This is a genomic window from Streptomyces sp. NPDC040545 (assembly GCF_055595065.1).
Genome location: NZ_JBVIWA010000004.1, coordinates 12,256 through 34,485 on the forward strand (window position 1 = coordinate 12,256; position 22,230 = coordinate 34,485).

26 protein-coding genes and 1 pseudogene are annotated in these 22,230 nt (G+C 72.4%); 13 read left to right on the forward strand and 14 right to left on the reverse strand.

Annotation, left to right across the window (positions count from 1 at the left end):
- Positions 1–64: 64 nt before the first annotated feature.
- Positions 65–793, forward strand: coding sequence for an esterase/lipase family protein (locus ACZ573_RS10510; RefSeq protein WP_471301843.1), 729 nt, complete (start codon positions 65–67; stop codon positions 791–793).
- On the opposite strand, the gene ACZ573_RS10515 is transcribed toward ACZ573_RS10510, so the two are convergent.
- The gene (locus ACZ573_RS10515) at positions 790–1,350 is read right to left on the reverse strand and encodes a hypothetical protein (protein WP_471301845.1); all 561 of its coding nucleotides are present in this window, start codon (positions 1,348–1,350) and stop codon (positions 790–792) included. The genes ACZ573_RS10510 and ACZ573_RS10515 overlap by 4 nt on opposite strands.
- A gap of 78 nt (positions 1,351–1,428) precedes the next feature.
- On the opposite strand from ACZ573_RS10515, the gene ACZ573_RS10520 reads away from it, so the two are divergent.
- A complete protein-coding gene (locus ACZ573_RS10520; protein ID WP_471301847.1) occupies positions 1,429–2,142 on the forward strand; it encodes an SCO2400 family protein in 714 nt (237 codons plus the stop codon).
- Between the two features lie 39 nt (positions 2,143–2,181).
- Here ACZ573_RS10520 and ACZ573_RS10525 read toward each other — a convergent pair whose 3' ends face one another.
- Positions 2,182–2,604 carry a MarR family winged helix-turn-helix transcriptional regulator gene (locus ACZ573_RS10525; protein ID WP_471301851.1) on the reverse strand — a complete coding sequence of 141 codons (423 nt, stop codon included), beginning with the start codon at positions 2,602–2,604 and terminating at the stop codon, positions 2,182–2,184.
- Positions 2,605–2,699: 95 nt separating this feature from the next.
- On the opposite strand from ACZ573_RS10525, the gene ACZ573_RS10530 reads away from it, so the two are divergent.
- The 3 genes from ACZ573_RS10530 (at position 2,700) to ACZ573_RS10540 (ending at position 5,075) form a co-directional block, all read left to right on the forward strand.
- Complete coding sequence (locus ACZ573_RS10530; RefSeq protein ID WP_266391159.1) at positions 2,700–3,722, forward strand: NADP-dependent oxidoreductase; 1,023 nt, start codon at positions 2,700–2,702, stop codon at positions 3,720–3,722.
- A gap of 64 nt (positions 3,723–3,786) precedes the next feature.
- Positions 3,787–4,209 carry an organic hydroperoxide resistance protein gene (locus tag ACZ573_RS10535; RefSeq protein WP_030011104.1) on the forward strand — a complete coding sequence of 141 codons (423 nt, stop codon included), beginning with the start codon at positions 3,787–3,789 and terminating at the stop codon, positions 4,207–4,209.
- 65 nt (positions 4,210–4,274) lie between these two features.
- Entirely contained in the window at positions 4,275–5,075 is an 801-nt protein-coding gene (locus ACZ573_RS10540) for an EI24 domain-containing protein (RefSeq protein ID WP_471301854.1), read from the forward strand.
- Between the two features lie 21 nt (positions 5,076–5,096).
- Here ACZ573_RS10540 and ACZ573_RS10545 read toward each other — a convergent pair whose 3' ends face one another.
- Positions 5,097–5,396: an imine reductase family protein gene (locus ACZ573_RS10545; protein WP_471301857.1), complete on the reverse strand. Its 300-nt coding sequence runs from the start codon at positions 5,394–5,396 to the stop codon at positions 5,097–5,099.
- A 90-nt stretch (positions 5,397–5,486) separates the two neighbouring features.
- Between ACZ573_RS10545 and ACZ573_RS10550 the strand changes: the two are divergent.
- Positions 5,487–5,820 (forward strand): annotated as a pseudogene (locus tag ACZ573_RS10550) (winged helix-turn-helix transcriptional regulator).
- 4 nt (positions 5,821–5,824) lie between these two features.
- On the opposite strand, the gene ACZ573_RS10555 reads toward ACZ573_RS10550, so the two are convergent.
- Both ACZ573_RS10555 and ACZ573_RS10560 read right to left on the reverse strand, forming a co-directional pair.
- The gene (locus tag ACZ573_RS10555; protein WP_471301860.1) at positions 5,825–6,547 is read right to left on the reverse strand and encodes a PaaI family thioesterase; all 723 of its coding nucleotides are present in this window, start codon (positions 6,545–6,547) and stop codon (positions 5,825–5,827) included.
- A gap of 10 nt (positions 6,548–6,557) precedes the next feature.
- Entirely contained in the window at positions 6,558–7,280 is a 723-nt protein-coding gene (locus tag ACZ573_RS10560) for a carbon-nitrogen hydrolase family protein (protein WP_471301863.1), read from the reverse strand.
- Positions 7,281–7,391: 111 nt separating this feature from the next.
- Between ACZ573_RS10560 and ACZ573_RS10565 the strand changes: the two genes are divergently transcribed.
- Positions 7,392–7,817 carry an NAD(P)-binding domain-containing protein gene (locus tag ACZ573_RS10565; RefSeq protein ID WP_471301866.1) on the forward strand — a complete coding sequence of 142 codons (426 nt, stop codon included), beginning with the start codon at positions 7,392–7,394 and terminating at the stop codon, positions 7,815–7,817.
- Between the two features lie 59 nt (positions 7,818–7,876).
- A complete protein-coding gene (locus ACZ573_RS10570; protein ID WP_471301869.1) occupies positions 7,877–8,200 on the forward strand; it encodes a putative quinol monooxygenase in 324 nt (107 codons plus the stop codon).
- A 59-nt stretch (positions 8,201–8,259) separates the two neighbouring features.
- Here ACZ573_RS10570 and ACZ573_RS10575 read toward each other — a convergent pair whose 3' ends face one another.
- Complete coding sequence (locus ACZ573_RS10575) at positions 8,260–8,835, reverse strand: TetR/AcrR family transcriptional regulator (protein ID WP_471301871.1); 576 nt, start codon at positions 8,833–8,835, stop codon at positions 8,260–8,262.
- A 160-nt stretch (positions 8,836–8,995) separates the two neighbouring features.
- Here ACZ573_RS10575 and ACZ573_RS10580 point away from each other — a divergent pair, with 160 nt between their 5' ends.
- Entirely contained in the window at positions 8,996–11,446 is a 2,451-nt protein-coding gene (locus tag ACZ573_RS10580; protein ID WP_471301874.1) for a beta-glucosidase, read from the forward strand.
- Positions 11,447–11,532: 86 nt separating this feature from the next.
- On the opposite strand, the gene ACZ573_RS10585 is transcribed toward ACZ573_RS10580, so the two are convergent.
- Entirely contained in the window at positions 11,533–12,432 is a 900-nt protein-coding gene (locus tag ACZ573_RS10585) for an SGNH/GDSL hydrolase family protein (RefSeq protein ID WP_471301877.1), read from the reverse strand.
- A 249-nt stretch (positions 12,433–12,681) separates the two neighbouring features.
- Here ACZ573_RS10585 and ACZ573_RS10590 point away from each other — a divergent pair, with 249 nt between their 5' ends.
- Positions 12,682–13,176 carry a DUF3145 domain-containing protein gene (locus ACZ573_RS10590; protein WP_362168811.1) on the forward strand — a complete coding sequence of 165 codons (495 nt, stop codon included), beginning with the start codon at positions 12,682–12,684 and terminating at the stop codon, positions 13,174–13,176.
- Positions 13,177–13,287: 111 nt separating this feature from the next.
- Here the strand turns inward: ACZ573_RS10590 and ACZ573_RS10595 are convergent, their stop codons facing one another.
- From ACZ573_RS10595 to ACZ573_RS10615, 5 genes are all read right to left on the reverse strand, one after another.
- Positions 13,288–14,565 (reverse strand): beta-ketoacyl-[acyl-carrier-protein] synthase family protein, encoded by a 1,278-nt coding sequence (locus tag ACZ573_RS10595; RefSeq protein ID WP_471301879.1) that lies wholly within the window; start codon positions 14,563–14,565, stop codon positions 13,288–13,290.
- Positions 14,566–14,644: 79 nt separating this feature from the next.
- Positions 14,645–14,893 carry an acyl carrier protein gene (locus tag ACZ573_RS10600; RefSeq protein WP_030009997.1) on the reverse strand — a complete coding sequence of 83 codons (249 nt, stop codon included), beginning with the start codon at positions 14,891–14,893 and terminating at the stop codon, positions 14,645–14,647.
- A gap of 57 nt (positions 14,894–14,950) precedes the next feature.
- Positions 14,951–15,955, reverse strand: coding sequence for a ketoacyl-ACP synthase III (locus ACZ573_RS10605; protein WP_030009996.1), 1,005 nt, complete (start codon positions 15,953–15,955; stop codon positions 14,951–14,953).
- A 19-nt stretch (positions 15,956–15,974) separates the two neighbouring features.
- Positions 15,975–16,892 (reverse strand): ACP S-malonyltransferase, encoded by a 918-nt coding sequence (locus tag ACZ573_RS10610; RefSeq protein WP_471301882.1) that lies wholly within the window; start codon positions 16,890–16,892, stop codon positions 15,975–15,977.
- A gap of 89 nt (positions 16,893–16,981) precedes the next feature.
- Entirely contained in the window at positions 16,982–18,199 is a 1,218-nt protein-coding gene (locus ACZ573_RS10615; RefSeq protein ID WP_301371398.1) for a PucR family transcriptional regulator, read from the reverse strand.
- A gap of 92 nt (positions 18,200–18,291) precedes the next feature.
- On the opposite strand from ACZ573_RS10615, the gene ACZ573_RS10620 reads away from it, so the two are divergent.
- Positions 18,292–18,999 (forward strand): pirin family protein, encoded by a 708-nt coding sequence (locus ACZ573_RS10620; RefSeq protein WP_471301886.1) that lies wholly within the window; start codon positions 18,292–18,294, stop codon positions 18,997–18,999.
- On the opposite strand, the gene ACZ573_RS10625 is transcribed toward ACZ573_RS10620, so the two are convergent.
- Positions 18,962–19,780 (reverse strand): serine hydrolase domain-containing protein, encoded by an 819-nt coding sequence (locus ACZ573_RS10625; RefSeq protein ID WP_390799579.1) that lies wholly within the window; start codon positions 19,778–19,780, stop codon positions 18,962–18,964. The two genes, ACZ573_RS10620 and ACZ573_RS10625, sit on opposite strands and share 38 nt — an antisense overlap.
- A gap of 78 nt (positions 19,781–19,858) precedes the next feature.
- Here ACZ573_RS10625 and ACZ573_RS10630 point away from each other — a divergent pair, with 78 nt between their 5' ends.
- Together ACZ573_RS10630 and ACZ573_RS10635 are read left to right on the forward strand one after the other, a co-directional pair.
- Entirely contained in the window at positions 19,859–20,257 is a 399-nt protein-coding gene (locus tag ACZ573_RS10630; protein WP_351149291.1) for a MerR family transcriptional regulator, read from the forward strand.
- Entirely contained in the window at positions 20,254–21,276 is a 1,023-nt protein-coding gene (locus ACZ573_RS10635; RefSeq protein ID WP_471301889.1) for an aldo/keto reductase, read from the forward strand. The genes ACZ573_RS10630 and ACZ573_RS10635 overlap by 4 nt, the downstream gene beginning before the upstream one ends.
- Positions 21,277–21,309: 33 nt before the next feature.
- On the opposite strand, the gene ACZ573_RS10640 is transcribed toward ACZ573_RS10635, so the two are convergent.
- Positions 21,310–22,170, reverse strand: coding sequence for a DUF4429 domain-containing protein (locus tag ACZ573_RS10640; RefSeq protein WP_471301893.1), 861 nt, complete (start codon positions 22,168–22,170; stop codon positions 21,310–21,312).
- Between the last annotated feature and the right edge of the window lie 60 nt (positions 22,171–22,230).

The following is a 22,230-nucleotide window of genomic DNA, read 5'->3' on the forward strand; positions in this document are numbered from 1 at the left end:
CGACAGGCAGCACCATGCCCGCACCGCACGCGCTACTCGCGCGTAACAAGGTAGAGGGGACCCGATGCTGACGGCCCGACAGAGACTGCAGGCGCTCCCGGCGCTCCCGCCCCTATCGGCGCTCCTGACCTTTTCGGTGCTCCTGGCACTTCTGGCGCTGTGCCTCGCGCTGCCGACGGCCTCCCCGGCCCAGGCCTCCTCCCGCAATCCGGTGGTCCTCGTGCACGGCTACAACGCCGACCCGGGAGTCTGGGGAGCCCTGCGCGCGGACCTGCGCGCCGCCGGGTACACCGACGCGGAGCTCTTCTCCTTCGGCTACGACACCCACCAGTCCGTCAACGAGGTCCTCGCCGGGCGGCTCGGCGCCTACGTCGACCAGGTCCGCCGGGAGACCGGCGCCGCCAAGGTCGACGTCGTCGCGCACTCCTTCGGCTCGCTCGTCAGCCGCTGGTACGTGAAGTTCGGCGGCGGCGCGGCCGCCGTGGACCACTGGGTCTCGCTGGCCGGACCCAACCGGGGCACCTCCACCGCCTGGGCCTGCGCGCTGTGGGACCAGGCGTGCCGGGACATGACCCCCGGGTCGTACGTGGTGAAGAACCTGAACGGCGGGGACGAGACCCCGGGCGCGGTGAAGTACGCGACCTTCTGGTCCAACTGCGACGAGATCGTCAACCCGGACGACAGCGTCCCGCTGACCGGAGCCGCCAACACGCCGGTCGGCTGCCTGGGGCACAACGACCTGCTCGGCGACCACGGCACCTCGGCCGGGGTCCGGGCCTTCCTCTCCTCCTAGAAGGGGTCGTCCAGGGAGGACCGCTGCAGCAGTCCGTAGGTGAACTCCGCCACGCAGGGCCGTCCCCCCGCGGCGAAGGCCAGGCGCCAGCGGGTCGGCGCGGTGCCCTCCATCGGCCGGACCGGGGCGAAGGCCCGCGCCACCTCGTCCACCGTCGCCGACCAGGGCCGCAGATCGTCCGGCGACTCCAGTACGGGCCCCCGCGCGCCCGGGGCCCGTACCAGCCACTCGTTCCACACGGCCCCGTCCGGCGCGGCCAGCACCTCGAAGCGCAGGTCCGGCCAGAGCGGCAGCGGCCACAGCAGGGCCTCGCACTCCAGATCGCCGATCGTGCGGTGCTCGGCGGACTCCGGCGGACCGAGCACCGAGCGGTACCGGGCCAGGGCCCCGCGGGAGCGGGGTGAGCGCACCATCGCCTGCCAGTGCTTGTTCGCCGCCCGCTGGTCCGCGAGCGAGGCGCCCAGCCGGAGACGGGCCTCGTCGGCGAGGTCCGGCTGGAAGTCGGCCATCCGCCGCAAGAGCACCAACTGGAATCCGGTCGGCCCGAAAGATGTCATGGAACGAACGATTCCACACAGGATCCTTACGTTCTCGGGATCCGGATGTTGCCGCGGACCACGTAGCCTGCGGGCGCCATGAACTATTGCCACGCCTGCCGGAGGCACCTCAACGGCGCACTGGCGTGCGCCGGGTGCGGAACCCCCGCCGAGTACCTGATACCCGCCGCCTCCGGCGCCGTGCCGGCCGCCGGGCCCGCCGCCGGGGCGCCCGCCCCCGGACCGCCGACCGCACTGGCCGAGGTCTTCGCCGACTCGCTCGTCACGCTGTCCGCACCGAACGAGCGGCGCGCCGGCGCCCGCCGCCGGGTCACGCACCGGCGCCGCCGCCGGACCGTGGTGTCGCTCTCGCTCGGCGTGCTGATCGCGGTCGGGGGCTCCATGGCGGTGGCCCGCATGGCCATCGACGGGGAGCGCACCGACCGGGCCGCGACCGTGGTGCTGACCGACGACGGCCCGCAGCAGCCCGCCCTGCCCGACGCTCCGACGGCCGGTGCGCCCACGGGGCCGGGGAAAGCCACGGCGAAGGCCCCCGCCGCGGGTACGAAGACGGCCGGTGCCGCGGCGCCTTCCGGGAGCGTCGCGCAGCCGGGTCCGGCCTCGTCCGCCCCCGCGCCCACGACGTCGGTCCCGGTGTCCCGTACTCCCGGCCCGGGACCGTCCGTAGGGAAGACCGCATCGGGGAAGCCCTCACCGAGCGCCTCCGCGAGCACGCAGCCACCGTCGCCCACGCCGTCCCCGACACCGTCGCCCACGCCGACCAAGAGCTGCTGGATCTTCTGCTGGTTCTAGGTCCTGCACCCCTGCCGCCGCAGGTGCGGGCGTGCCCCGTCAGGCCAGCATGCGCCTGAGGAGGTCCCGCAGGACCGTCCGCTCCTCCACGGACAGCCCCGCCAGCGGTTCGCGGGCGAAGTCCAGTGACTCGCGCAGCCGCTCCGCGGTCAGCATGCCCTCCTCGGTGGGGGCCGCCAGCTTCACCCGGCGGTCCGCCGGGTCCGGGCGGCGTTCGACCAGGCCGCGCGTCTCCAGGCGGTCGACGATGCCGGTCACGTTCGAGGGCTCGCACCGCAGCTTCAGCGCGATGCGCCGCATCGGCATGGGCTCCAGGGAGAGCATGTTCAGCACCTTGGCCTGGGCGCCGGTGAGCTGGTGGCTGGCGGCCGCGTGCTCGTACTCCATGTGATAGCGGGCCACGACGTCGCCGATGAGCTCGACGACTTCGATGGTCACTGGGTCCACTCGACGACTGGGCATGGAACCAGCGTACCCATTTACTTGACAACGTGAAATATCTAGGCGCATGGTTGTTTCACCTAGTGAAGCAATTTCGTTCTGACCAGGAGCGTCGCATGTCCCAGATCCCCGCCGTCAGCCGCGAGTGGCACCTCGTCCGTCGCCCGCAGGGCTGGCCCGTCGCCGAGGACTTCGCCCTGCGCGAGGTGCCGGTGTCCGCCGAGCCCGCCGCCGGCCGGATCCTCGTGCGCAACCTGTACATGTCCGTGGACCCGTACATGCGCGGCCGGATGAACGACGTGAAGTCGTACATCCCGCCCTTCCAGCTGGACGAGCCGATGCAGGGCGGTGCGGTCGGCGAGATCGTCGCCTCCTCCGCCGAGGGCTTCGCCGTCGGCGAGCACGTCCTGCACCCCTTCGGCTGGCGCGAGTACGCGGACCTCGACGCCGCGCACGCCGTCAAGGTCGACGCCTCGCTCGCCCCGCTCTCCGCCTACCTCGGCGTCCTCGGCATGCCGGGTCTGACCGCCTACGCCGGACTCTTCGAGGTCGCCTCCTTCAAGGAGGGTGACTCCGTCTTCGTCTCCGGCGCCGCCGGTGCGGTCGGCAGCCTCGTCGGCCAGTTCGCCAAGATCAAGGGCGCGTCCCGGGTGATCGGCTCCGCCGGCTCGGACGAGAAGGTGACGCTGCTCACGGAGAAGTACGGCTTCGACGCCGCCTTCAACTACAAGAACGGCCCCGTCGCCGAGCAGCTGCCGGCCGCCGCCCCCGAGGGCATCGACGTCTACTTCGACAACGTAGGCGGCGACCACCTGGAGGCGGCCATCTCCTCGATGAAGGTGAACGGCCGCGCCACCCTGTGCGGTGCGATCGCCGGCTACAACGACACCGAGGCCGCCCCCGGTCCGCGCAACCTGATGCAGGTCATCGGCAAGCGCCTGCGCCTCCAGGGCATCCTCGTCAACGACCACAACGGACTGCAGCAGCAGTTCGTCCAGGACGTCGCCGGATGGCTGCGTTCCGGCGAGCTGCGGTACGACGAGACGGTCGTCGAGGGTGTCGAGAACGCCACCTCCGCCTTCCTCGGCATGCTGCGCGGCGAGAACACCGGAAAGATGATCGTTTCTTTCACCGGTTAGGCTCACTGCACACCGTCGTGATCGTGGGCGCGACTCACGGCGATTACCAGGAGGATTTTCCTTTATGTCCATCCAGCAGTCCGACGTCGCCTACACCGCTGTCGCCACCGCCGAGAACGGCCGTGACGGTCGCGTCGCCACCAACGACGGTCAGCTCGACGTCGTCGTGAACCCGCCGAAGGAGCTCGGTGGCAGCGGCGCCGGTACCAACCCGGAGCAGCTGTTCGCCGCCGGCTACAGCGCCTGCTTCCAGGGCGCCCTGGGCGTCGTCGCGAAGAACGTGAACGCCGACATCTCCGGCTCCACGGTCACCGCCGAGGTCGGCATCGGCAAGAACGACGAGGGCTTCGGCCTGATCGTCAAGATCTCCGCCGTGATCCCGAACGTGGACGCCGCCACCGCCAAGGACCTCATCGAGAAGGCCCACGAGGTCTGCCCGTACTCCAAGGCGACCCGCGGCAACATCACCGTCGAGCTCGCCGTCTGATCCGGCGCTCGCAGCGCGAAGGCCGCACCCCGACCGGGGTGCGGCCTTCGCCGTAAACTGGCCCCATGCGTGATCTTGCGGGGGGCTTCCGGTATCTGCTGGCCGGACAGCGATGGGTGTTCCGCCACGGCCGGTGGCTGGGCTTCGGGCTGCTGCCCGGGCTCGTGGCGCTCGTCCTGTACGCGGGCGCCCTGATCGGGCTCGGCTACGGGGCCGACGACCTGACCGCCTGGGCCACCCCCTTCGCCGACGACTGGTCCTCGCCCTGGCTCCCGCTCTTCCGCGGCTTCCTGACCGCCCTGCTCTTCGGCCTCGGACTGTTCCTCGCGGTGATCACCTTCACCGCCGTGACCCTGCTGATCGGCCAGCCGTTCTACGAGTCCCTCTCGGAGCAGGTCGACCGCAGCGAGGGCGGCGAGGTGCCGCGGTCGGGGCTTCCGCTCTGGCTGGAGCTGTGGGTCTCGGCCCGGGACAGCGTGAAGGTGCTCGCACGGGTGCTGCTGTACGGGATCCTGCTCTTCGCCCTCGGATTCGTCCCGGTGATCGGCCAGACGGTGATCCCGGTGCTCGGCTTCTGCGTCTCCGGGTACTTCCTGACCCACGAGCTCACCGCCGTGGCCCTGCAGCGGCGCAAGGTGGAACTGCCCGACCGGCTGGAGCTGATGCGCTCGCGGCGGATGCTGGTGCTGGGCTTCGGGGTACCGCTGGTCCTGGCGTTCCTGGTGCCGCTGGTCGCGGTGTTCCTGATGCCGGGCGCGGTGGCCGGCGCCACGCTGATGGCCCGCGACCTCATGCGGAGCGACGAGGCCCCGGCCGCCGAAACCACCCCCGCGGGTTTCGGACCGCCACCGCCCGCGTACTCCTAGGGGTCCCGGGGCTTCGGCCGCCTACCGCTTCAGCAGCAGGACGGCCCCCGTCGTGTCCTCCCCGCCGTGCGCGGCCGGGTCCGCGGCCAGCCGGCGGCGCAGCAGGTCCACGTACGGGGTGATCAGCTCGGCGCTGACGCCCTGCTCCTCGGCGGTGCGCAGCATCGTGCCGCTGCCCGCGACCTGCATGGCCAGGCCGGACACCACCCCCGAGGTGAAGTCCCGCGAGGTCAGCCGCTCGGCGGCGTTGCCGGCGAAGAAGCCCATCGCGCCGAGCCACTCGGACAGCAGCGGAGCCAGGTCCTTCAGGGCGGTGCCCATGTCGCCGAGGCCGAGCGGGGTGAGCGAGTTGTACGCACCTCGGAGTGGGTGGTTACCCCAAGGTGGGCGAGCAGGCGGGGAGGGTGTGCGATGGCGGTGGCAGGAAGGCCTGGTGCGGATCGGTGTGGGATCGCCGCGGCGATGTCCGTGATCGACGGCAAGTGGAAGGTGTCGCTCCTGTGGGCTGGATCAGCGGCCCCACCGGTTCGGTGAACTGCGCAGGCTCGTCCCGGGTGTCTCGGAGAAGGTGCTCGCCGCCCAGCTGCGCGAGCTGGAGGCCGACGGCATCGTGCACCGCGAGGTGTACGAGGAGGTCCCGCCGCGCGTCGAGTACTCCCTGACCCCGCTGGGCCAGGACCTGAGCGCGGCCCTGGAACCCCTGGGGGCGTGGGGCGGCAAGCACCTGCTGGCCGACACCGCGTGAGTGCCTACGCGCGCGGCTGGACCCACAGCGCCTCGGCGACGGCGCACAGTTCGCCGTCGGCCGTGGCCAGGGCCGTGCCCACGGTGTACTTGCGGCCCGAGGACGACAACATCCAGGCGTACGAGACGAGCCCCTCGCCCACCGGCACCGGCCGCAGCAGCCGGGCGCCGAGCGCGGCCGTGACCGCACCGGCCGGGCGGCCGTCGAGCAGCCGCCCGGCCGCGTTCCCGGGGCAGTCCAGCGCGCCCCACACCAGCTCGGGCGGCAGCAGCCCGTCCGTGCCACCGAGTTCGGGCGGGGGCGTCCAGGCCGCGGCGACCAGCTCGCGGCCCGGCACCGTACCGCAGTGCAGGCGCAGCCCGGTGGCGGGCGTCCGGTCCAGGCCGCAGCCGAAACAGTCGGCCTGACCGTCCGGCGGGTCCGCCCGGAAGGCCTCGGCCGCGGCCACGGCCCGGTCCCAGGACGGGGCTTCGGGCGAGCCGGCACAGGGCGCTTCGGCCGGGGTCGCCGCGGCCAGCAGCAGTTCGCCGTCCGTCAGCTCGCAGCCGCCGTCCGCGGTCGCGGCGAGCCGCACCGGCGCACCGGTCGGCACGGGCCGCCGGAAGTCCACCCGTACGTCCTTCGCGGCGGCCCGGGCGGCCAGTACGCCCGCCACGTAGCCGCCGAAGGCCACCCCCGGATATCCGTGGAGGCGTTCCGGGACCGTGATTGTCTCGAAGTCGCTCATGGCGCCCACCTCATCCCACCGGGACCGTCGCGACCGAGGCCGTCACCACCGAGGGCGTACGGTCGTCGGCCTCGGCCAGCAGGGCGCCGCCCGGGCCCCACACGGCCGAGCGGCCGCAGCCGGTCCACGCGCCCGCCGGGCCGACGTGGTTGGCGAGGACCACGTACAGGCCGTGCTCCTTCGCGATCCCGGGGTACACGGTGGCCCGCTCGTGGATCCCGTCGCCCGTGCCGTACAGGGAGCTCGCCAGGTGGACCCGGCAGCCGTCGGCGGCGCCCCGGCCGGGCAGTTCGGGGAAGTGGTTGTCGAAGCAGATGCCCAGACAGAAGCGGATCCCGCCGAGTTCGAAGCGCCCGTCGCCCCGGCCCGGCTCGAAGACCTCCTGCTCGTGCCGGTAGAGGTGCTGCTTCGCGTACGTCGTCACGTGCGCGCCGTCCGCGTCGTGGACCAGCGTCGCGATGGCCGGGCGCGGGCCGCCGGTGGGCAGGACGACGTTCACCGCGGTGGCGATCCCGGCGGAGCGCAGCGGATCCAGCCGGGGGTCGTCGGCGGCCGTCCACAGCCCCGGGTCGGCGGCCAGCGCGGCGAGCTCGTAGCCGGTGAGCGTGAGCTCGGGGAATACCACCAGCTCGGCGCCCTGTGCGCGGGCCGCGGCGGCGAGGTCCGCGGCGCGCGCGACGTTGGTCCGGACATCGGCGGGGGCGCAGGTCAGCTGCGCTGCGGCGATCTTCACCGGGTCAGGATGCCAGACCGGCCGCGACCTCCTTCAGCAGGGACAGGAAGGCGAGAGCGGCGGGGGAGGGGGCGATCCCGCGCGGGGTGGCGGCGTAGACCCGGCGGCGCGTTGTGGGTGCTGGCGGGCGGCGACCCGCTGCCCCGCCCGGTCCGGCGGGTCCTCGACACCCTCGGTGAAGTCACCGTGTGCGGCCCTGCGGGTTCGGGCGCGGCGCTGAAACTGGTGCTGATCAACACGGCGGTCGGCGGGGTGGCCCTGGTGGCCGGGGCGGCCCTGGTGGGCGGGGCGCTGAGGCTGGGCGGAGCCCTGGGCCTGCCGGAGGAGCTGGTCCGCGCGCAGCTGGCCCGAGGTCCGCCGGCGGCCGCGGTGGCCCGTGCGTACGCCGACGCCTCGCACTTCCCGGTCGCCCCGGCCGCGAAGGACGTGGCCCTGGCCACGGCCCACGCGCCGCTGCCGGTCCTGGAGTCGGTCCACGCCGTGCTGACGTCCCGCCCGGACCTCGCGGCCCGGGACCTCTCCGCCCTGCGCCCCTGACCCGGCCGGGGCAGCGGGAGTTCGCCCGCGGAGTGGCTCGGCCTGCATAAAATGCCGGTGTGATCTTCATTGTGGTGAAATTCCCCGTCAAGCCCGAATGCGTCGACGCGTGGCCCGACAAGGTCGCGCCGTTCACCCGCGCCACCCGCGCCGAACCCGGGAACCTGTGGTTCGAGTGGTCGCGCAGCCTGGAGGAGCCGAACACCTACGTGCTGGTCGAGGCCTTCCAGGACGGCGCCGCCGAAGCGCACGTCACCTCCGAGCACTTCAGCGCCGCGCTGGAGACCATGCGGCCGTTGGTGACCCGTACGCCCGAGATCGTCAGCACCACCATCGAGGGCGCGACCGGCTGGAGCCGGATGGGCGAGCTCCAGGTCGACTAGACCCAGGGGGTGTCTTGCCCCCTAGTGCTGTGACCCGGTGAACCTTCCCGGTCACAGCACTAGGCCTGCGGGCCCCGCAGCAGGGTCAGGAAGGAGCGGAAGGCGGCGGGCATGTCCACCGATTCCGGGGCCAGCAGCCACTGGTACTGGAGGCCGTCCATGACCGCCGTCAGCAGCGGGGCCACCTGCTCGGGGGTGAGGCCGGAGGGCAGGCGGTCGCCGAACTCGGCGCGCAGCACCGCCGCCATCTCCGAGCGGACCTGGGCGTAGCGCTCGGTGAAGAACTCCCGGGCCGGGTGCCCGTCGGTGACGCTCTCGCCGAGCAGCGCCGAGAAGGTCTGCACGATGCCCGGGCGCATCGCGTTGTACTCGACCAGCGAGTCCAGCAGGTCCAGGCGCCAGGTGTCGGCGGCGGAGCGCGAGCCGCCGCCCGTGTCCCAGCGGTCGCGTTCCTCCAGCACCGCGACCAGCAGGGCCTCCTTGGTCGGGAAGTAGTGCAGCAGCCCCTGCTGGGTCAGGCCCACGCGTTCGGCAACGGTGGCCAGGGACGCGCCCCGGTAGCCGCGCTCCGCGATCACCTCGACGGCCGCGCGGACGATCTCCCCGCGGCGTTCCTCGCTCCTCGCCCTGACCATCGACCCGGCACCCCTTCCCGTTCACGCGCTGTGCCCTGCCCACAGGACCGTACGGCATCCAAATGTCACGAACACATTACGAACCCTACCGTTCAACAGGTATCAGGTCCACGATGAGGGCACCGCACCGAGCAACCGCACTCAACGAGGAGGCACGGCTGTGACCGATGCCGATCAGGTCCGCGAACAGAGCCGCAACGACGCCGTCGAGGCGGCGCTGGGCAAACTGGACCTCGACACCAAGACCCGGCTCCTGGCCGGCCAGGACATGTGGTCCCTGCCCGCCGTCCCCGCCATCGGGCTGGAGTCCCTGGTCTTCTCCGACGGGCCCATCGGGGTCCGCGGCGTGCGCTGGACCGCCGACGACCCCTCCATCGCCCTGCCGTCCCCGACCGCGCTCGCCGCCGCCTGGGACCCGGAGCTCGCCCGCCGCGCCGGCCGGCTCCTCGCCCAGGAGGCCCGCCGCAAGGGCGTGCACGTCCTCCTCGCGCCCACCGTCAACCTGCACCGCTCCCCGCTCGGCGGCCGGCACTTCGAGTGCTACTCCGAGGACCCGTACCTCACCGGCGCCGTCGGCTCCGGCTATGTGAACGGCGTCCAGGACGGCGGCGTCGGCACCACCGTCAAGCACTTCGTCGGCAACGACGCCGAGACCGACCGGTTCACCGTCGACAGCGTCATCGCCCCGCGCCCGCTGCGCGAGCTGTACCTGGCGCCCTTCGAGGCCATCGTCGTCCATGCCCACCCCTGGGGCATCATGACCGCCTACAACCAGGTCAACGGCACGACCATGACCGAGCACCAGTACCTGGTGAACGAGGTCCTGCGCGCCGAATGGGGCTTCGACGGCTGCAACGTCTCCGACTGGATGGCCGCCCGCTCCACCGCCGGCGACATCCTGGGCGGCATGGACGTGGCCATGCCCGGCCCCACCACCGTCTACGGCCCCGCCCTCGCCGGAGCCGTCCGCGCCGGCGAGGTCCCCGAGTCCGCCGTGGACGACGCCGTGCGCAACGTCCTGCGCCTCGCCGCCCGCGTCGGCGCCCTGGAGGGCGCCCCCGCCGTCGTGGAGAGCGCCCCGGCCCCGGTCGACGGCCAGGCGCTCGCCCGCGAGCTCGCCGCCCGCGGCTTCGTCCTGGTCCGCAACGAAGGGGCGCTGCCGCTCGACGGATCCGCCGGCCGCACCGTCGCCCTCTCCGGCGCCGCCGCCCGCGACGCCCGTGTCCTCGGCGGGGGCAGCGCCACCGTCTTCCCCGAGCGGATCGTCTCCCCGCTCGGCGGCCTCACCGCCGCCCTCCCCGAAGGGGCCCTCACCTACACCGTCGGCGCCGACCCCTCCGACGAGCTCACCCCCGCCGGCCAGGGCTTCGAACTCCATGCCGTCTGCCGCGACGCCTCCGGTGCCGTCCTCGGCGAGGGCGGCCTGCCCTCGGGCCAGGTCCAGTGGATCGGCGACGACCTGCCCGCCGGGGTCACCTACGAGACCATGGCGAGCATCGAGGTCCGCGGCACGTTCGTGCCGCGCGAGAGCGGCGAGCACGCCTTCGGCACCCGCGGACTCGGCGCCTTCGCCCTGGCCGTCGGCGGCGAGCGGCTGTGGAGCGGCGTCCAGGAGATGGGCAACGAGGCCGACCCCTTCGAGGCCTTCTTCGGCGCACCCAGCGAGCGCGCCCGCCTCACCCTCGCCGAGGGCGAGCCCGTCGAGGTGTCACTGACCTTCCAGGTCCCCGACATGTCCGCGCTGCCGCTCAGGGCGATCATGTTCTCGCTGCTCCACCTCGGCCCGCGGCGCGACGCCGACGAGCTGATCGCCGAGGCCGTGGCCGCCGCGCGCGAGGCCGACACGGCCGTCGTGGTCGTCGCCACCACCGAGCGCGTGGAGTCCGAGGGCTTCGACCGGCAGGACCTCACCCTCCCCGGCCGCCAGGACGACCTGGTGCGTGCCGTCGCCGCCGTGAACCCGAACACGGTGGTCGTCGTCAACGCGGGCTCCCCGGTGGAGCTCCCGTGGCGCGAGGACGTGGCCGCCGTCCTGCTGACCTGGTTCCCCGGGCAGGAGGGCGGGGCCGCGCTGGCCGACGTACTCCTCGGCGACGCGGAGCCGGGCGGGCGGCTGCCCACCACCTGGCCCGCGCGGTTCGCGGACGCGCCCGTCACCGAGGTGGTCCCCACCGACGGGCGACTGGAGTACCGCGAGGGGCTCTTCATCGGCTACCGGGCGTACGAGAAGCACGGCGTGACCCCCGCCTACCCCTTCGGGCACGGACTCGGGTACACCGACTGGACGTACGACTCCCTGGAGGTCACCGGCGACACGGTCCGGGTCCGCCTCACCAACACCGGCGCCCGCCCCGGCCGCGAGGTCGTCCAGGTCTACCTGGCGCCCGCGCACGACGGCGTGGAGCGCCCGGCGAGCTGGCTGGCCGCCTTCGCGGGCGTCGCGGCGGGCCCCGGCGAGAGCGTCGAGACCGAGATCGCCCTGCCCGCCCGGGCCTTCGAGATCTGGGACGAGGAGGGCCGCGGCTGGCGGCGGATCGGCGGCACCTACGAGGTCCGCGCGAGCCACGCGCACGGTGACACCCGGCTGACCGCGACGCTCGACATCGCGTGACACGCCGTATGGCCGGAAACCACCCCTGAGAACCGGTCCGGGGGCGGGCCCTGACACCCGCCCCCGGACCCGCCCGCGTGCCGGCGTCAACGTGGCGGTTCGGCCGCCGTCACCTGGCGGTGCGCCAGTTCCGCGAGCCGCGCCTGCCCGTCCTTGCCCGGATGGAACCAGTCCCAGCGGCTCAACTGATCCGCCGCGAAGGGGTACTGGAACACGGCGCCGCCGTCGTAGCGGCACAGCGCGTCCTTCGCGCAGACCTCGCGCAGCACCTCGTTGTACTCCACCACCCGCGCCCGCACCTGCTCGCGCCGGGCCGTCGCCCCCGAGGCCGCCGACAGCGGATCGGCGAGCATGGACTGACAGATCCCCAGCTTCCAGACCTGCCGCACCATCGGGAGGTCCTTGCCCTGCTCCCACAAACGCTGCAGGTCCGGCACGCTGGAGACGTACACCTGGGAGGCGGGGGACGCGGCCCGCAGGCCCGCCAGGGCCTGCTCGAAACCGGACCGGAACTCCGCCACCGGAGTCATCGACGAAGCCGTGGGCCGGCAGGCGTCGTTCGAGCCCACCATGACCGTGACCAGGTCGGGCTTGTGCGCGGCGGCCTCCGCCAGCTGGGCCGGCAGGTCCGCCATCCGCGAGCCGGTCACCGCGTAGTTCCAGCTCCGGGCGGGCGCCTCGGCGTCCCCGAGCAGCCGGGCGGCGAGGGAGCGGACCGCGGGGTCGTTCCCGGTGGCCCAGGAGACCTCCGGGCAGTCGGCCAGGACCGAACAGGCGTCGAAACCGCGCGTGATGGAGTCGCCCACGGCCGCGATCGAGGCGGGCGCCGTGTTCCAGCGCGGTGCGCCCTGCGCCCCGCGCTCTGCACCCTGCTCGCCCGACCCGCCCGAGCTGCACCCGGTGGCCGCCCCGGCCAGCAGGACGACCACCGCGCCCGCGCCCGCGAGGGTCCGGCGCGCGCGGCGGCGCGGAGCGGTGGTGCGCATGGGAAGGGGTCCTCCTTGTCGTCCCCACATCGTTCGGGGGGTCCTGCTGAGTGAAAGCTCTGTGTTTACGGGTCTTGGAGCGACCGTACGTCACACCATGACCCCTGGCGCACGGTAGCTTTTTCCCGTGGCGTTTCGGCCGCAGGTCCCGTAGCGCAATGTCAAATAAATTCCGTTACATTACATCACGTCACATACTGTCCGTTTTCTGGAGTTTATTCCCGACCTCGTCCCACACTGGAGGTCCCGGTGACGACACGTGGAGTTCTGTACGTGCATTCCGCACCGCGCGCGCTCTGCCCGCACGTGGAATGGGCTGTTGCGGGCGTGCTCGGGGTGCGGGTGAACCTCGACTGGATCAGACAGCCCGCCTCCCCGGGCACCTGGAGAGCCGAGTTCTCCTGGCAGGCCGACGCGGGCACCGCCTCGAAACTCGCCTCCGCGCTGCGCGGCTGGCACCTGCTGCGCTTCGAGGTGACCGCGGAACCGTGCCCGACCGCCGAGGGCGAGCGCTACAGCTCCACCCCGGAGCTCGGCATCTTCCACGCCGTCACCGGCATGCACGGCGACATCCTGATCCCGGAGGACCGGCTGCGCGCCGCCCTCGCCCGCTCCGCGCGCGGCGAGACCGACCTGGAGGCGGAGATCGCCAAGCTGCTCGGCAAGCCGTGGGACGACGAGCTGGAGCCCTTCCGCTACGCGGGCGAGGGCGCCCCGGTCCGCTGGCTCCACCAGGTGGTCTGAGCCCGCGGCAGGTGTGCGGCGGGCCCGCGCGGAAGGAACACGACAGGCACGCAGAAGGCCCACCCGGATTCACCGGGTGGGCCTTTCGCGTAGCTCGGACGCTCGGACGTACTAGACCGTGCGGAATGCCAGGGTCACGTTGTGGCCGCCGAAGCCGAAGGAGTTGTTGATCGCGGAGATCGGGCCGTCGGCCGGCAGCTTGCGCGGCTCGCCGACGACGATGTCCGCGTCGATGTCCTCGTCGAGGTCGTCGATGTTGATCGTCGGCGGGGCCAGCCGGTTGTACAGCGCCAGCACGGTCGCGACGGTCTCGATACCGCCCGCGCCACCCAGCAGGTGACCCGTCATCGACTTGGTCGCGGAGATCGCGATGTGGTCGAGGTCGTCGCCCAGCACCTTGCGCAGGGCCTTCAGCTCGGCCGTGTCACCCTGCGGGGTCGACGTGGCGTGCGCGTTCAGGTGGACCAGCTCGGCCGGGTCCAGACCCGTGTTGTCGAGCAGGTTCTGCACCGCGGCCGCGACACCGCGGCCGGTCGGCTCCGGCTGCGCGATGTGGTGGCTGTCCGCGGACAGACCCTGGCCCAGCACCTCGCAGTAGACCCGGGCACCGCGCGCGGCGGCGTGCTCGGCGGACTCCAGGACGACGACGCCCGCGCCCTCGCCGAGGACGAAGCCGTCACGGGCCTTGTCGTACGGGCGGGAGGCCTGCTCGGGGTGCTCGTTGTTCTTGGACATCGCCATCATGTTGGCGAACGCGGCGATCGGCAGCGGGTGGATCGCCGCCTCGGTGCCGCCCGCGACGACCACGTCGGCGCGGCCGGAACGGATCATCTCGACGGCGTAGCCGATGGCCTCGGCACCGGACGCGCAGGCGCTGACCGGAGTGTGCACGCCCGCCTGGGCGTTGACCTCAAGGCCGACGTTGGCCGACGGGCCGTTCGGCATGAGCATGGGGACGGTGTGCGGGGAGACCCGGCGCACACCCTTGTCCTTGAGGACGTCGTACTGGTCGAGCAGGGTGGTGACACCGCCGATGCCGGAGGCGATCACGGTGCCCAGACGCTGGGGCGCGACGAAGGCGCCCGTTTCCGTCTCTTCGCCGGCCGGGGTCGTGTAACCGGCGTCGGCCCACGCCTCGCGGGCCGCGATGATGGCGAACTGCGCCGAGCGGTCCAGCTTGCGGGCCAGCGGCCGGGGCAGGACCTCACTCGGGTCGACGGCGGCCCGAGCGGCGATGCGTACCGGGAGTTCGGCGAAGCGCTCGCCCTCCAGGGGCTTCACGCCGGAACGGCCGGCAAGCAGACCTTCCCAGGTCGAAGCGCTGTCGCCACCCAGCGGAGTGGTTGCGCCGATACCGGTGACGACCACGGTGCGATTGGTCGGGCTCACAGGAATTCTTTCTCCACGTCTCAGGGGGTGCTGAATTGTCACGGCGCCACCGCCAGGTGGCGACAAACGCTCGTCAGGCTCAGGCCTGGTGCTTCAGGATGTAGTCAGCGGCGTCGCCGACCGTCTTGAGGTTCTTGACGTCCTCGTCCGGGATCTTGACGTCGAAGCGCTCTTCGGCGGCGACGACGACCTCGACCATGGAGAGCGAGTCGACGTCCAGGTCGTCGGTGAAGGACTTCTCGATCGCGACGTCCTCGGTGGGGATACCGGCGATCTCGTTGACGATCTCCGCGAGACCCTCGACGATCTCTTCCTGCGTGGCGGCCATGTGGCGCTCCTTCTATAGCTAACTGAGGTGGAACAGGGTGGGATGTGGATCCCGGCCCTAGGGGAGGGTAACGACCGTCGCGGCGTAGACGAGCCCCGCCCCGAAGCCGATGACGAGCGCGGTGTCGCCGCTCTTCGCCGCTCCGGTCGCCAGGAGCCGCTCCATAGCGAGCGGAATCGAGGCGGCCGACGTGTTGCCGGTGGTCTCCACGTCACGGGCGACCGTGACGTGCTCCGGCAGCTTCAGAGTCTTCACCATCGAGTCGATGATCCGCATGTTCGCCTGGTGCGGAATGAAGACGTCCAGGTCGTCCGCGGTGATCCCGGCCGCGTCGAGCGCCTGCTGGGCCACCTTGGCCATCTCGAAGACGGCCCAGCGGAAGACCGCCTGACCCTCCTGGGTGATGGCCGGAAACTTCTCGCCGCCGTCCTTGCCGAGGTACTCGTCCCACGGCACGGTCTGCTTGATCGTCTCGGACTTGTCGCCCTCCGAACCCCACACCGTGGGGCCGATGGCCGGCTCGTCCGACGGACCGACGACCACGGCGCCGGCGCCGTCACCGAACAGGAAGGCCGTCGCGCGGTCCTCCAGGTCGGTCAGGTCCGAGAGCCGCTCCACGCCGATGACGAGGACGTACTCCGCGGAACCTTCCACCACCAGGCCCTTGGCCAGGGTCAGGCCGTAGCCGAACCCGGCACAGCCGGCGGAGATGTCGAAGGCGGCGGGCTTGCCCGCGCCGATCCGGTGCGCGATCTCGGTCGCGACGGCCGGGGTCTGCTTGAAGTGCGAGACCGTCGAGACGATTACGGCACCGATCTGCTCCGGGGCGACACCGGCATCGGCCAGCGCCTTCCCCGAGGCCTCCACCGACATCGCGGAGACGGTCTCCTGGGGCGAGGCCCAGTGCCGGGTCGCGATGCCGGAGCGGGAGCGGATCCACTCGTCGGACGAGTCGATGGTCTCGAGGATGACCTCGTTGGGCACCACACGGGTCGGGCGGTAGCCGCCGACACCGAGGATGCGGGCGTAGGGGGAGCCCTTGGCCGGCTTGATCTTGGACATGCTGTGTGGGCTCCTTCTCTCAGGCCGTCAGTTCGGCGATGAGCGCCGCGGCCTTGTCGAGATCGTCCGGGGTCTTCAGAGCCACGCTCGGTACGCCCTTCAGCGCGCGCTTGGCCAGACCCGTCAGGGTGCCACCGGGGCTGAGCTCGATGATTCCCGTGACGCCCAGTGCGGCGAACGTCTCCATGCACAGGTCCCAGCGGACCGGGTTGGCGACCTGACCGACCAGGCGGGCGACGACATCGGCGCCCGTGGCGACGACAAGGCCGTCCTTGTTCGAGACGTACTTCAGCGCCGGGTCCGCCGGGGTGAGGGCCTCGGCGGCCTTCTCCAGCGTGGCGACCGCAGGGGCCATGTGGTGCGTGTGGAACGCGCCCGCGACCTTGAGGGCGACGACCTTCATGGAGCCTTCGGGCTTGTCGGCCTCCAGAGCGGCGATCTGCTCCATCGTGCCGGCGGCCACGATCTGACCCGCGCCGTTGATGTTCGCGGGCGTCAGACCCAGCTTCTCCAGGTGTGCGACGACCACGTCAGGGTCACCGCCGAGGACCGCGGCCATGCCGGTCTCGGTGACGGCGGCGGCCTCGGCCATGCCCAGACCGCGGGTCCGGACGAACGACAGCGCGTCCGCCTCGGACAGCACGCCGGCGTAGGCGGCGGCGGTGATCTCACCGACGCTGTGGCCGGCGACGGCGCCGAAGACGGCCGGGGAACCGAGCGCGGACGCGGACAGCAGGCCCGCGGCGACCAGCAGGGGCTGGGCCACGGCCGTGTCGCGGATCGCGTCGGCATCTGCGTTCGTGCCGTAGTGGGCAAGGTCGAGCTCGATGGCGTCCGACCACGCGGCGACGCGGTCAGCGGCACCGGGAAGTTCGAGCCAGGGAGTCAAGAAGCCGGGCGTCTGAGCGCCTTGGCCGGGAGCGACGAGTACGAGCACCCTCACACTCTCTCTTGTGGATGGTCCCTGCCGCCCGTGGGGACAGGGACCAAGAACCGTCGGGGTAATTGTTGATGTCCGACAAAAGTCTAGGACTGGGGATCGCCGTCGGCCAGACGCCCGAGAATCAGGGCGATTCGCAGCGTGAACGCCGAGCGGACATCAGAAGGAGACCATCCGGTGACGTCGGTCACACGTCGCAGCCGGTAGCGCACCGTGTTGGGGTGCACGAACAGCATCCGCGCCGCCCCTTCCAGGCTGCTCGCCTGCTCCAGGTAGACGCTCAGGGTCTCCAGCAGTGCGGACCCCGCCTCCTCCAGTGGTCTGTAGATCTCCTCCACCAGCTGATCCCTGGCGGCGGGATCGGAGGCGATGGCACGTTCCGGCAGGAGATCGTCCGCCAGCACCGGCCGAGGGGCATCCTGCCAGGCCGTGCACGCTTTCAGCCCGGCCGCCGCGGCCTGCGCCGATTTCGTGGCGTTCAGCAGGTCGGACACCACCGGTCCGGCCACCACCGGACCCGCCGCGAACGGTCCGATCAGCGACTTGGCCACCTGGATCGGGTTGTCGCTGCCGCCCGCGATGACGACCAGCCGGTCCCCGAGCACGCCGGTGAGGACCTGGAGCTTGTGGTGACGGGCCGCGCGCCGGATCGCCTCGACCGTCAGCTCGCTGTCGCCCTCCGGCGCGGTGCCGAGCACCACGCACACGTGCTCCGGGGAGTTCCAGCCCAGCGCCGCCGCCCGCGACAGCGCCCCCTCGTCCGCCTCGCCGGACAGCACCGCGTTGACGACCAGGGACTCCAGCCGGGCGTCCCAGGCCCCGCGCGCCTCGGCGGCCTGCGCGTACACCTGGGCGGTCGCGAAGGCGATCTCCCGGGCGTACACGAGCAGCGCCTCGCGCAGGATCGACTCGTCGCCCGGGGCCGCCACCTCCTCGATCGCGGACTCCATGACCTCGATCGTGGTGCGGACCATCTCGACGGTCTGGCGCAGGGTGATCGCCCGGGTCAGCTCGCGCGGAGCCGTGCCGAAGACATCGGTGGAGATGGCCTGCGGGGTCTCCGGGTGCCTGAACCACTCCGTGAACGCGGCGATGCCGGCCTGGGCGACCAGGCCGATCCAGGACCGGTTCTCGGGCGGCATGGCCCGGTACCACGGCAGGGTCTCGTCCATGCGCGCGATCGCGTTGGCGGCCAGCCGGCCCGCGGACTTCTCCAGTCGCCGGAGAGTCGCGGTGTGCGGATGGGCGGGAGCGGGATGCGCGGCATGTGTGGCGGGCGAATGCTCACGTTCGGGTTGGGGCACGTGACAAGACTGCCTTATCGGGACGGGTACGCGGAGTCCGGTCCCGCCCGCGGCCCGCGCCCCGGCCCGCGCCGGGGTCTACCGTGGCGTCCATGATTGATGTTCGCCCCGGCGCCGACCGGTACGAGGGCGGGGACCCGGCCGCCGGGATCACCACCCGGCACGCCTTCTCCTTCGGCGCCTTCTACGACCCGGACAATCTGCGCTTCGGGCCGGTGCTCGCCTGCAACGAGGAGACCCTCGCGCCGGGCGCCGGCTTCGACGAGCACCCGCACAGCCACACCGAGATCGTGACCTGGGTGACCGAGGGCGAACTCACCCACCACGACAGCACCGGCGAGAAGAGCGTGGTGCGGGCCGGGGACGTGCAGCGGCTCAGCGCCGGATCCGGGGCGCGGCACGTGGAGCGCAACGACGGCGCCGGGCGGCTGCGCTTCGTACAGATGTGGCTCGCGCCCCTCGCCGCGGGCGGCGAGCCCTCGTACGAGGTCGTCCGCGGGATCACCGACACCACGCCCTACGAGGTCCCCGAGGCCGGCGCCGTGCTGCACGTCCGGCGGCCCGGCGCGGGCGAACGCGTCGCCGTACCCCCGGCCGACCGGGTGTACCTGCACGTGGTGCGCGGGGACGTGCGCCTGGACGGGGCGGAGCTGGGCCCCGGGGATTCGGTACGGATCACCGCCGAAGGGGACCTGGAGGTCGTCGCCGGGTCCCCGGGGGAGCTGCTGATCTGGGAGTTCCCGGACCCTGCCCAGGGCTGCCCTAGCGCGAGCGCAGCTCGGCCAGCACCGCGTCGGTGAACGGGGTCCAGGCCTCGGCCGCCCACGGGCCGAAGGCGCGGTCGGTCAGCGCCACGCACGCGGCGCGCGCGTCCGGGTCCACCCACAGGAAGGTGCCGGCCTGGCCGAAGTGGCCGAAGGTGCGCGGCGAGGAGGAAACGCCCGTCCAGTGCGGGGACTTGTGGTCGCGGATCTCCAGGCCGAGGCCCCAGTCGTTGGGGGACTGGTGCCCGTAACCCGGCAGGACGCCCTTGAGTCCGGGGTGGACCACGGAGGTGGCCTCGGCGACCGTACGGACGTCCAGCAGCCGCGGCGCCTGCAGCTCGGCGGCGAACCGCAGCAGGTCGGCGACGGTCGAGACGCCGTCCTTGGCGGGCGAGCCCTCCAGGGTGGTCCGCTCCATGCCCAGCGGCTCGAAGACCGCCTGGTGCAGGTACTCCGCGAAGGGGATGCCGGTGGCCTTGGCGATGTGGTCGCCGAGCTCTTCGAAACCGGCGTTCGAGTACAGCCGGCGCTGCCCGGGCGGGGCCGACACCCGGTGCTCGTCGAAGGCCAGGCCGCTGGTGTGCGCGAGCAGGTGACGGACCGTCGATCCCTCGGGCCCGGCCGGCTCGTCCAGCTCGATCGCCCCCTCCTCGTACGCGACGAGCGCGGCGTACGCGGCGAGCGGCTTGGTGACCGACGCCAGGGCGAACCGGTGGTCGACGGGCCCGTGGGAGCCCGCCAGGCTCCCGTCGGCCCGTACGACGGCCGCCGCGGCGGTGGGCACCGGCCAGGTCTCGATGATCCGCAGGCTTTCCATGCCGTTCCCGTCCTCCACGCTGTCCATGGAGCCGAGCCTACTTGCCTGGAGTGCACTCAAGGGTTTTAGCGTGGCGTCATGAGCCAGAGCCTGACGCAGACGCGGTACACGATCAGCGAGGTCGAGGCCCGGACCGGTCTGACCCAGCACACCCTGCGCTGGTACGAGCGGATCGGCCTGATGCCGCACGTGGACCGCTCCCACTCGGGACAGCGGCGCTTCACCGACAAGGACCTCGACTGGCTCGCCTTCGTGGGCAAGCTGCGCGCCACGGGGATGTCGGTGGCGGACATGGTGCGGTACGCCGAACTGGTCCGCGAGGGCGAGCACACGGTGGGGGAACGCCGGGAGCTGCTGGAACGCACGCGCCGCGAGGTGCGCTCGCGGATCAACGAGCTCACGGACGCGCTCGCCGTACTGGACTACAAGATCGATATGTACGCCATGAAAACGGTATCGGGGAAGGCACAGCAATGACGGAGCACGGCACCACCCTCGAACAGGTCGAGCTCGGCAAGGGCGGCCCGCTGGTCGGCGTCCAGGGGCTCGGCTGCATGGGCATGAGCGAGTTCTACGGGGACACCGACGAGGCGGCGGCCCGGGAAACCCTGGACGCGGCGCTGGCCGCCGGGGTCACCCTCTTCGACACCGCGGACGTCTACGGGCGGGGGCGCAACGAGGAGTTCCTGGCGCCCTTCGTGGCCGCCCACCGGGACGAGATCACCCTGGCGACGAAGTTCGCCATAGAGCGCACCGACGACCCGCAGTACCGGGGCGTGCGCAACGACCGCGGCTACATCCGCGCGGCCGTGGAGGCCAGCCTGCGCCGGCTCGGCGTGGACGTCATCGACCTGTACTACATGCACCGTCGCGACCCGGCCGTGCCGTTCGCGGAGTCCGTCGGCGCCATGGCGGAGCTGGTGCAGGAGGGCAAGGTCCGCCACCTGGGCCTCAGCGAGGTCACCGGCGCGGAGCTGCGCGAGGCGCACGACGTGCACCCGATCGCGGCGCTCCAGTCGGAATGGTCGCTGTTCAGCCGGGACGTGGAGCGCAGCGCGGTCGGCGCGGCGGCGGAGCTGGGTGTGGCCTTCGTGCCGTACTCCCCGCTCGGCCGGGGCTTCCTGACCGGGTCCTTCGCGGACGCCTCCGCGGAGCTGTCGCAGGACGACTTCCGCCGCTACCAGCCGCGCTTCAACGGCGACAACGCCAAGGCCAACGCGGAGCTGCTGGTCCCGGTCCGGGAGATCGCCGCGGAGCGCGGTGCGACCCCGGGGCAGATCGCCCTGGCCTGGGTGCAGCAGCGGGCGAAGGTGCACGGGCTGACCGTGGTCCCGATCCCGGGCACCCGCAAGTCCGGACGGCTGCGCGAGAACACCGGGGCGACCCGGATCACCCTCACCCGGGCCGAGCTGGACCTGCTGGAGCCGATCGCCGCGCAGGTCGCCGGGAACCGCTACCCGGACATGAGCTTCACCTCGGCGGCGCGGGAGGCCTGAGCCGCCTCTTTCGGCCCGGCCGCCGGGTCCCGCTCAGAGCGACTCGGCGGCGAACCGGTCCCGCAGCGCCGCGTACTCCGCGTCCGTGAGCAGTCCCGCCGTGTGCAGCTCGCTCAGGTGCCGCAGCCGGTCGTCGCCGGAGCGGGCCCGGGGCACGGAGGCGACCGGGGTACGGGCGCGCAGGGCGGCCAGGACGGCCGCGGCGAACGGCAGCGACTCGTGCACCGCCCCGTAACCCGTGCCGAAGACGGCCGCCGCCAGGTCGTGGTCCGGGCGGGGGTCACCGGTGGTGTCCCGCAGCAGCAGCCGCAGGTGCCCGCCGGGGCTCTCGGGGGAGCTCCACTCGACGCCGGTGAGCGCGGCCAGCGGGAAGCGCTGGTCGCCTGCCTTCCACTTGGTGCTGGAGGCGCCCGTACGGGACCACTGGAAGGTGATCGCCGAGCCGTCGAAGCCCACCCGGGCGTCGTACGCCTTCAGGTGCAGCGGCGGCTGCGGCACGTCGACGAGGAAGCGCGCGGACGGCTCGGCGGCATCCGGCCCGAGCCGGGACCGCAGCTCGTCGGCGAAGGCCGTGGCGGCCGGCGCCCGGTCGCCCGGCAGCACCAGCCGGTAGGGGTCGCAGGCCTCCTTGAGCTGCCCGGCGGCGGCCTCCATCAGCGGATCCGCGCCCGGCCGCGGCAGGGCGCGCAGAACCACCGTGTCCCGTTTGTTGCCGGTCACGGTCACGGTCACGGCGGACACCGCTTCGAGGGGGATCCGGCGCGAGCCCAGGGCATGCCAGAGTCGTGGCAGCCTCGGCGTTCTGATCCCCCGTGCGAAGCGGATGAGCACCGAGTCCGAGTCGAACTCCCAGACGGCATGATTTCCGGCCAGTACGTCACCCATGCGGCACATCGTAAACGGCGGCGCCCCCGCACGTCCCCCCGGTTGCGGGGACCGGTTTCCGCGCCTCTA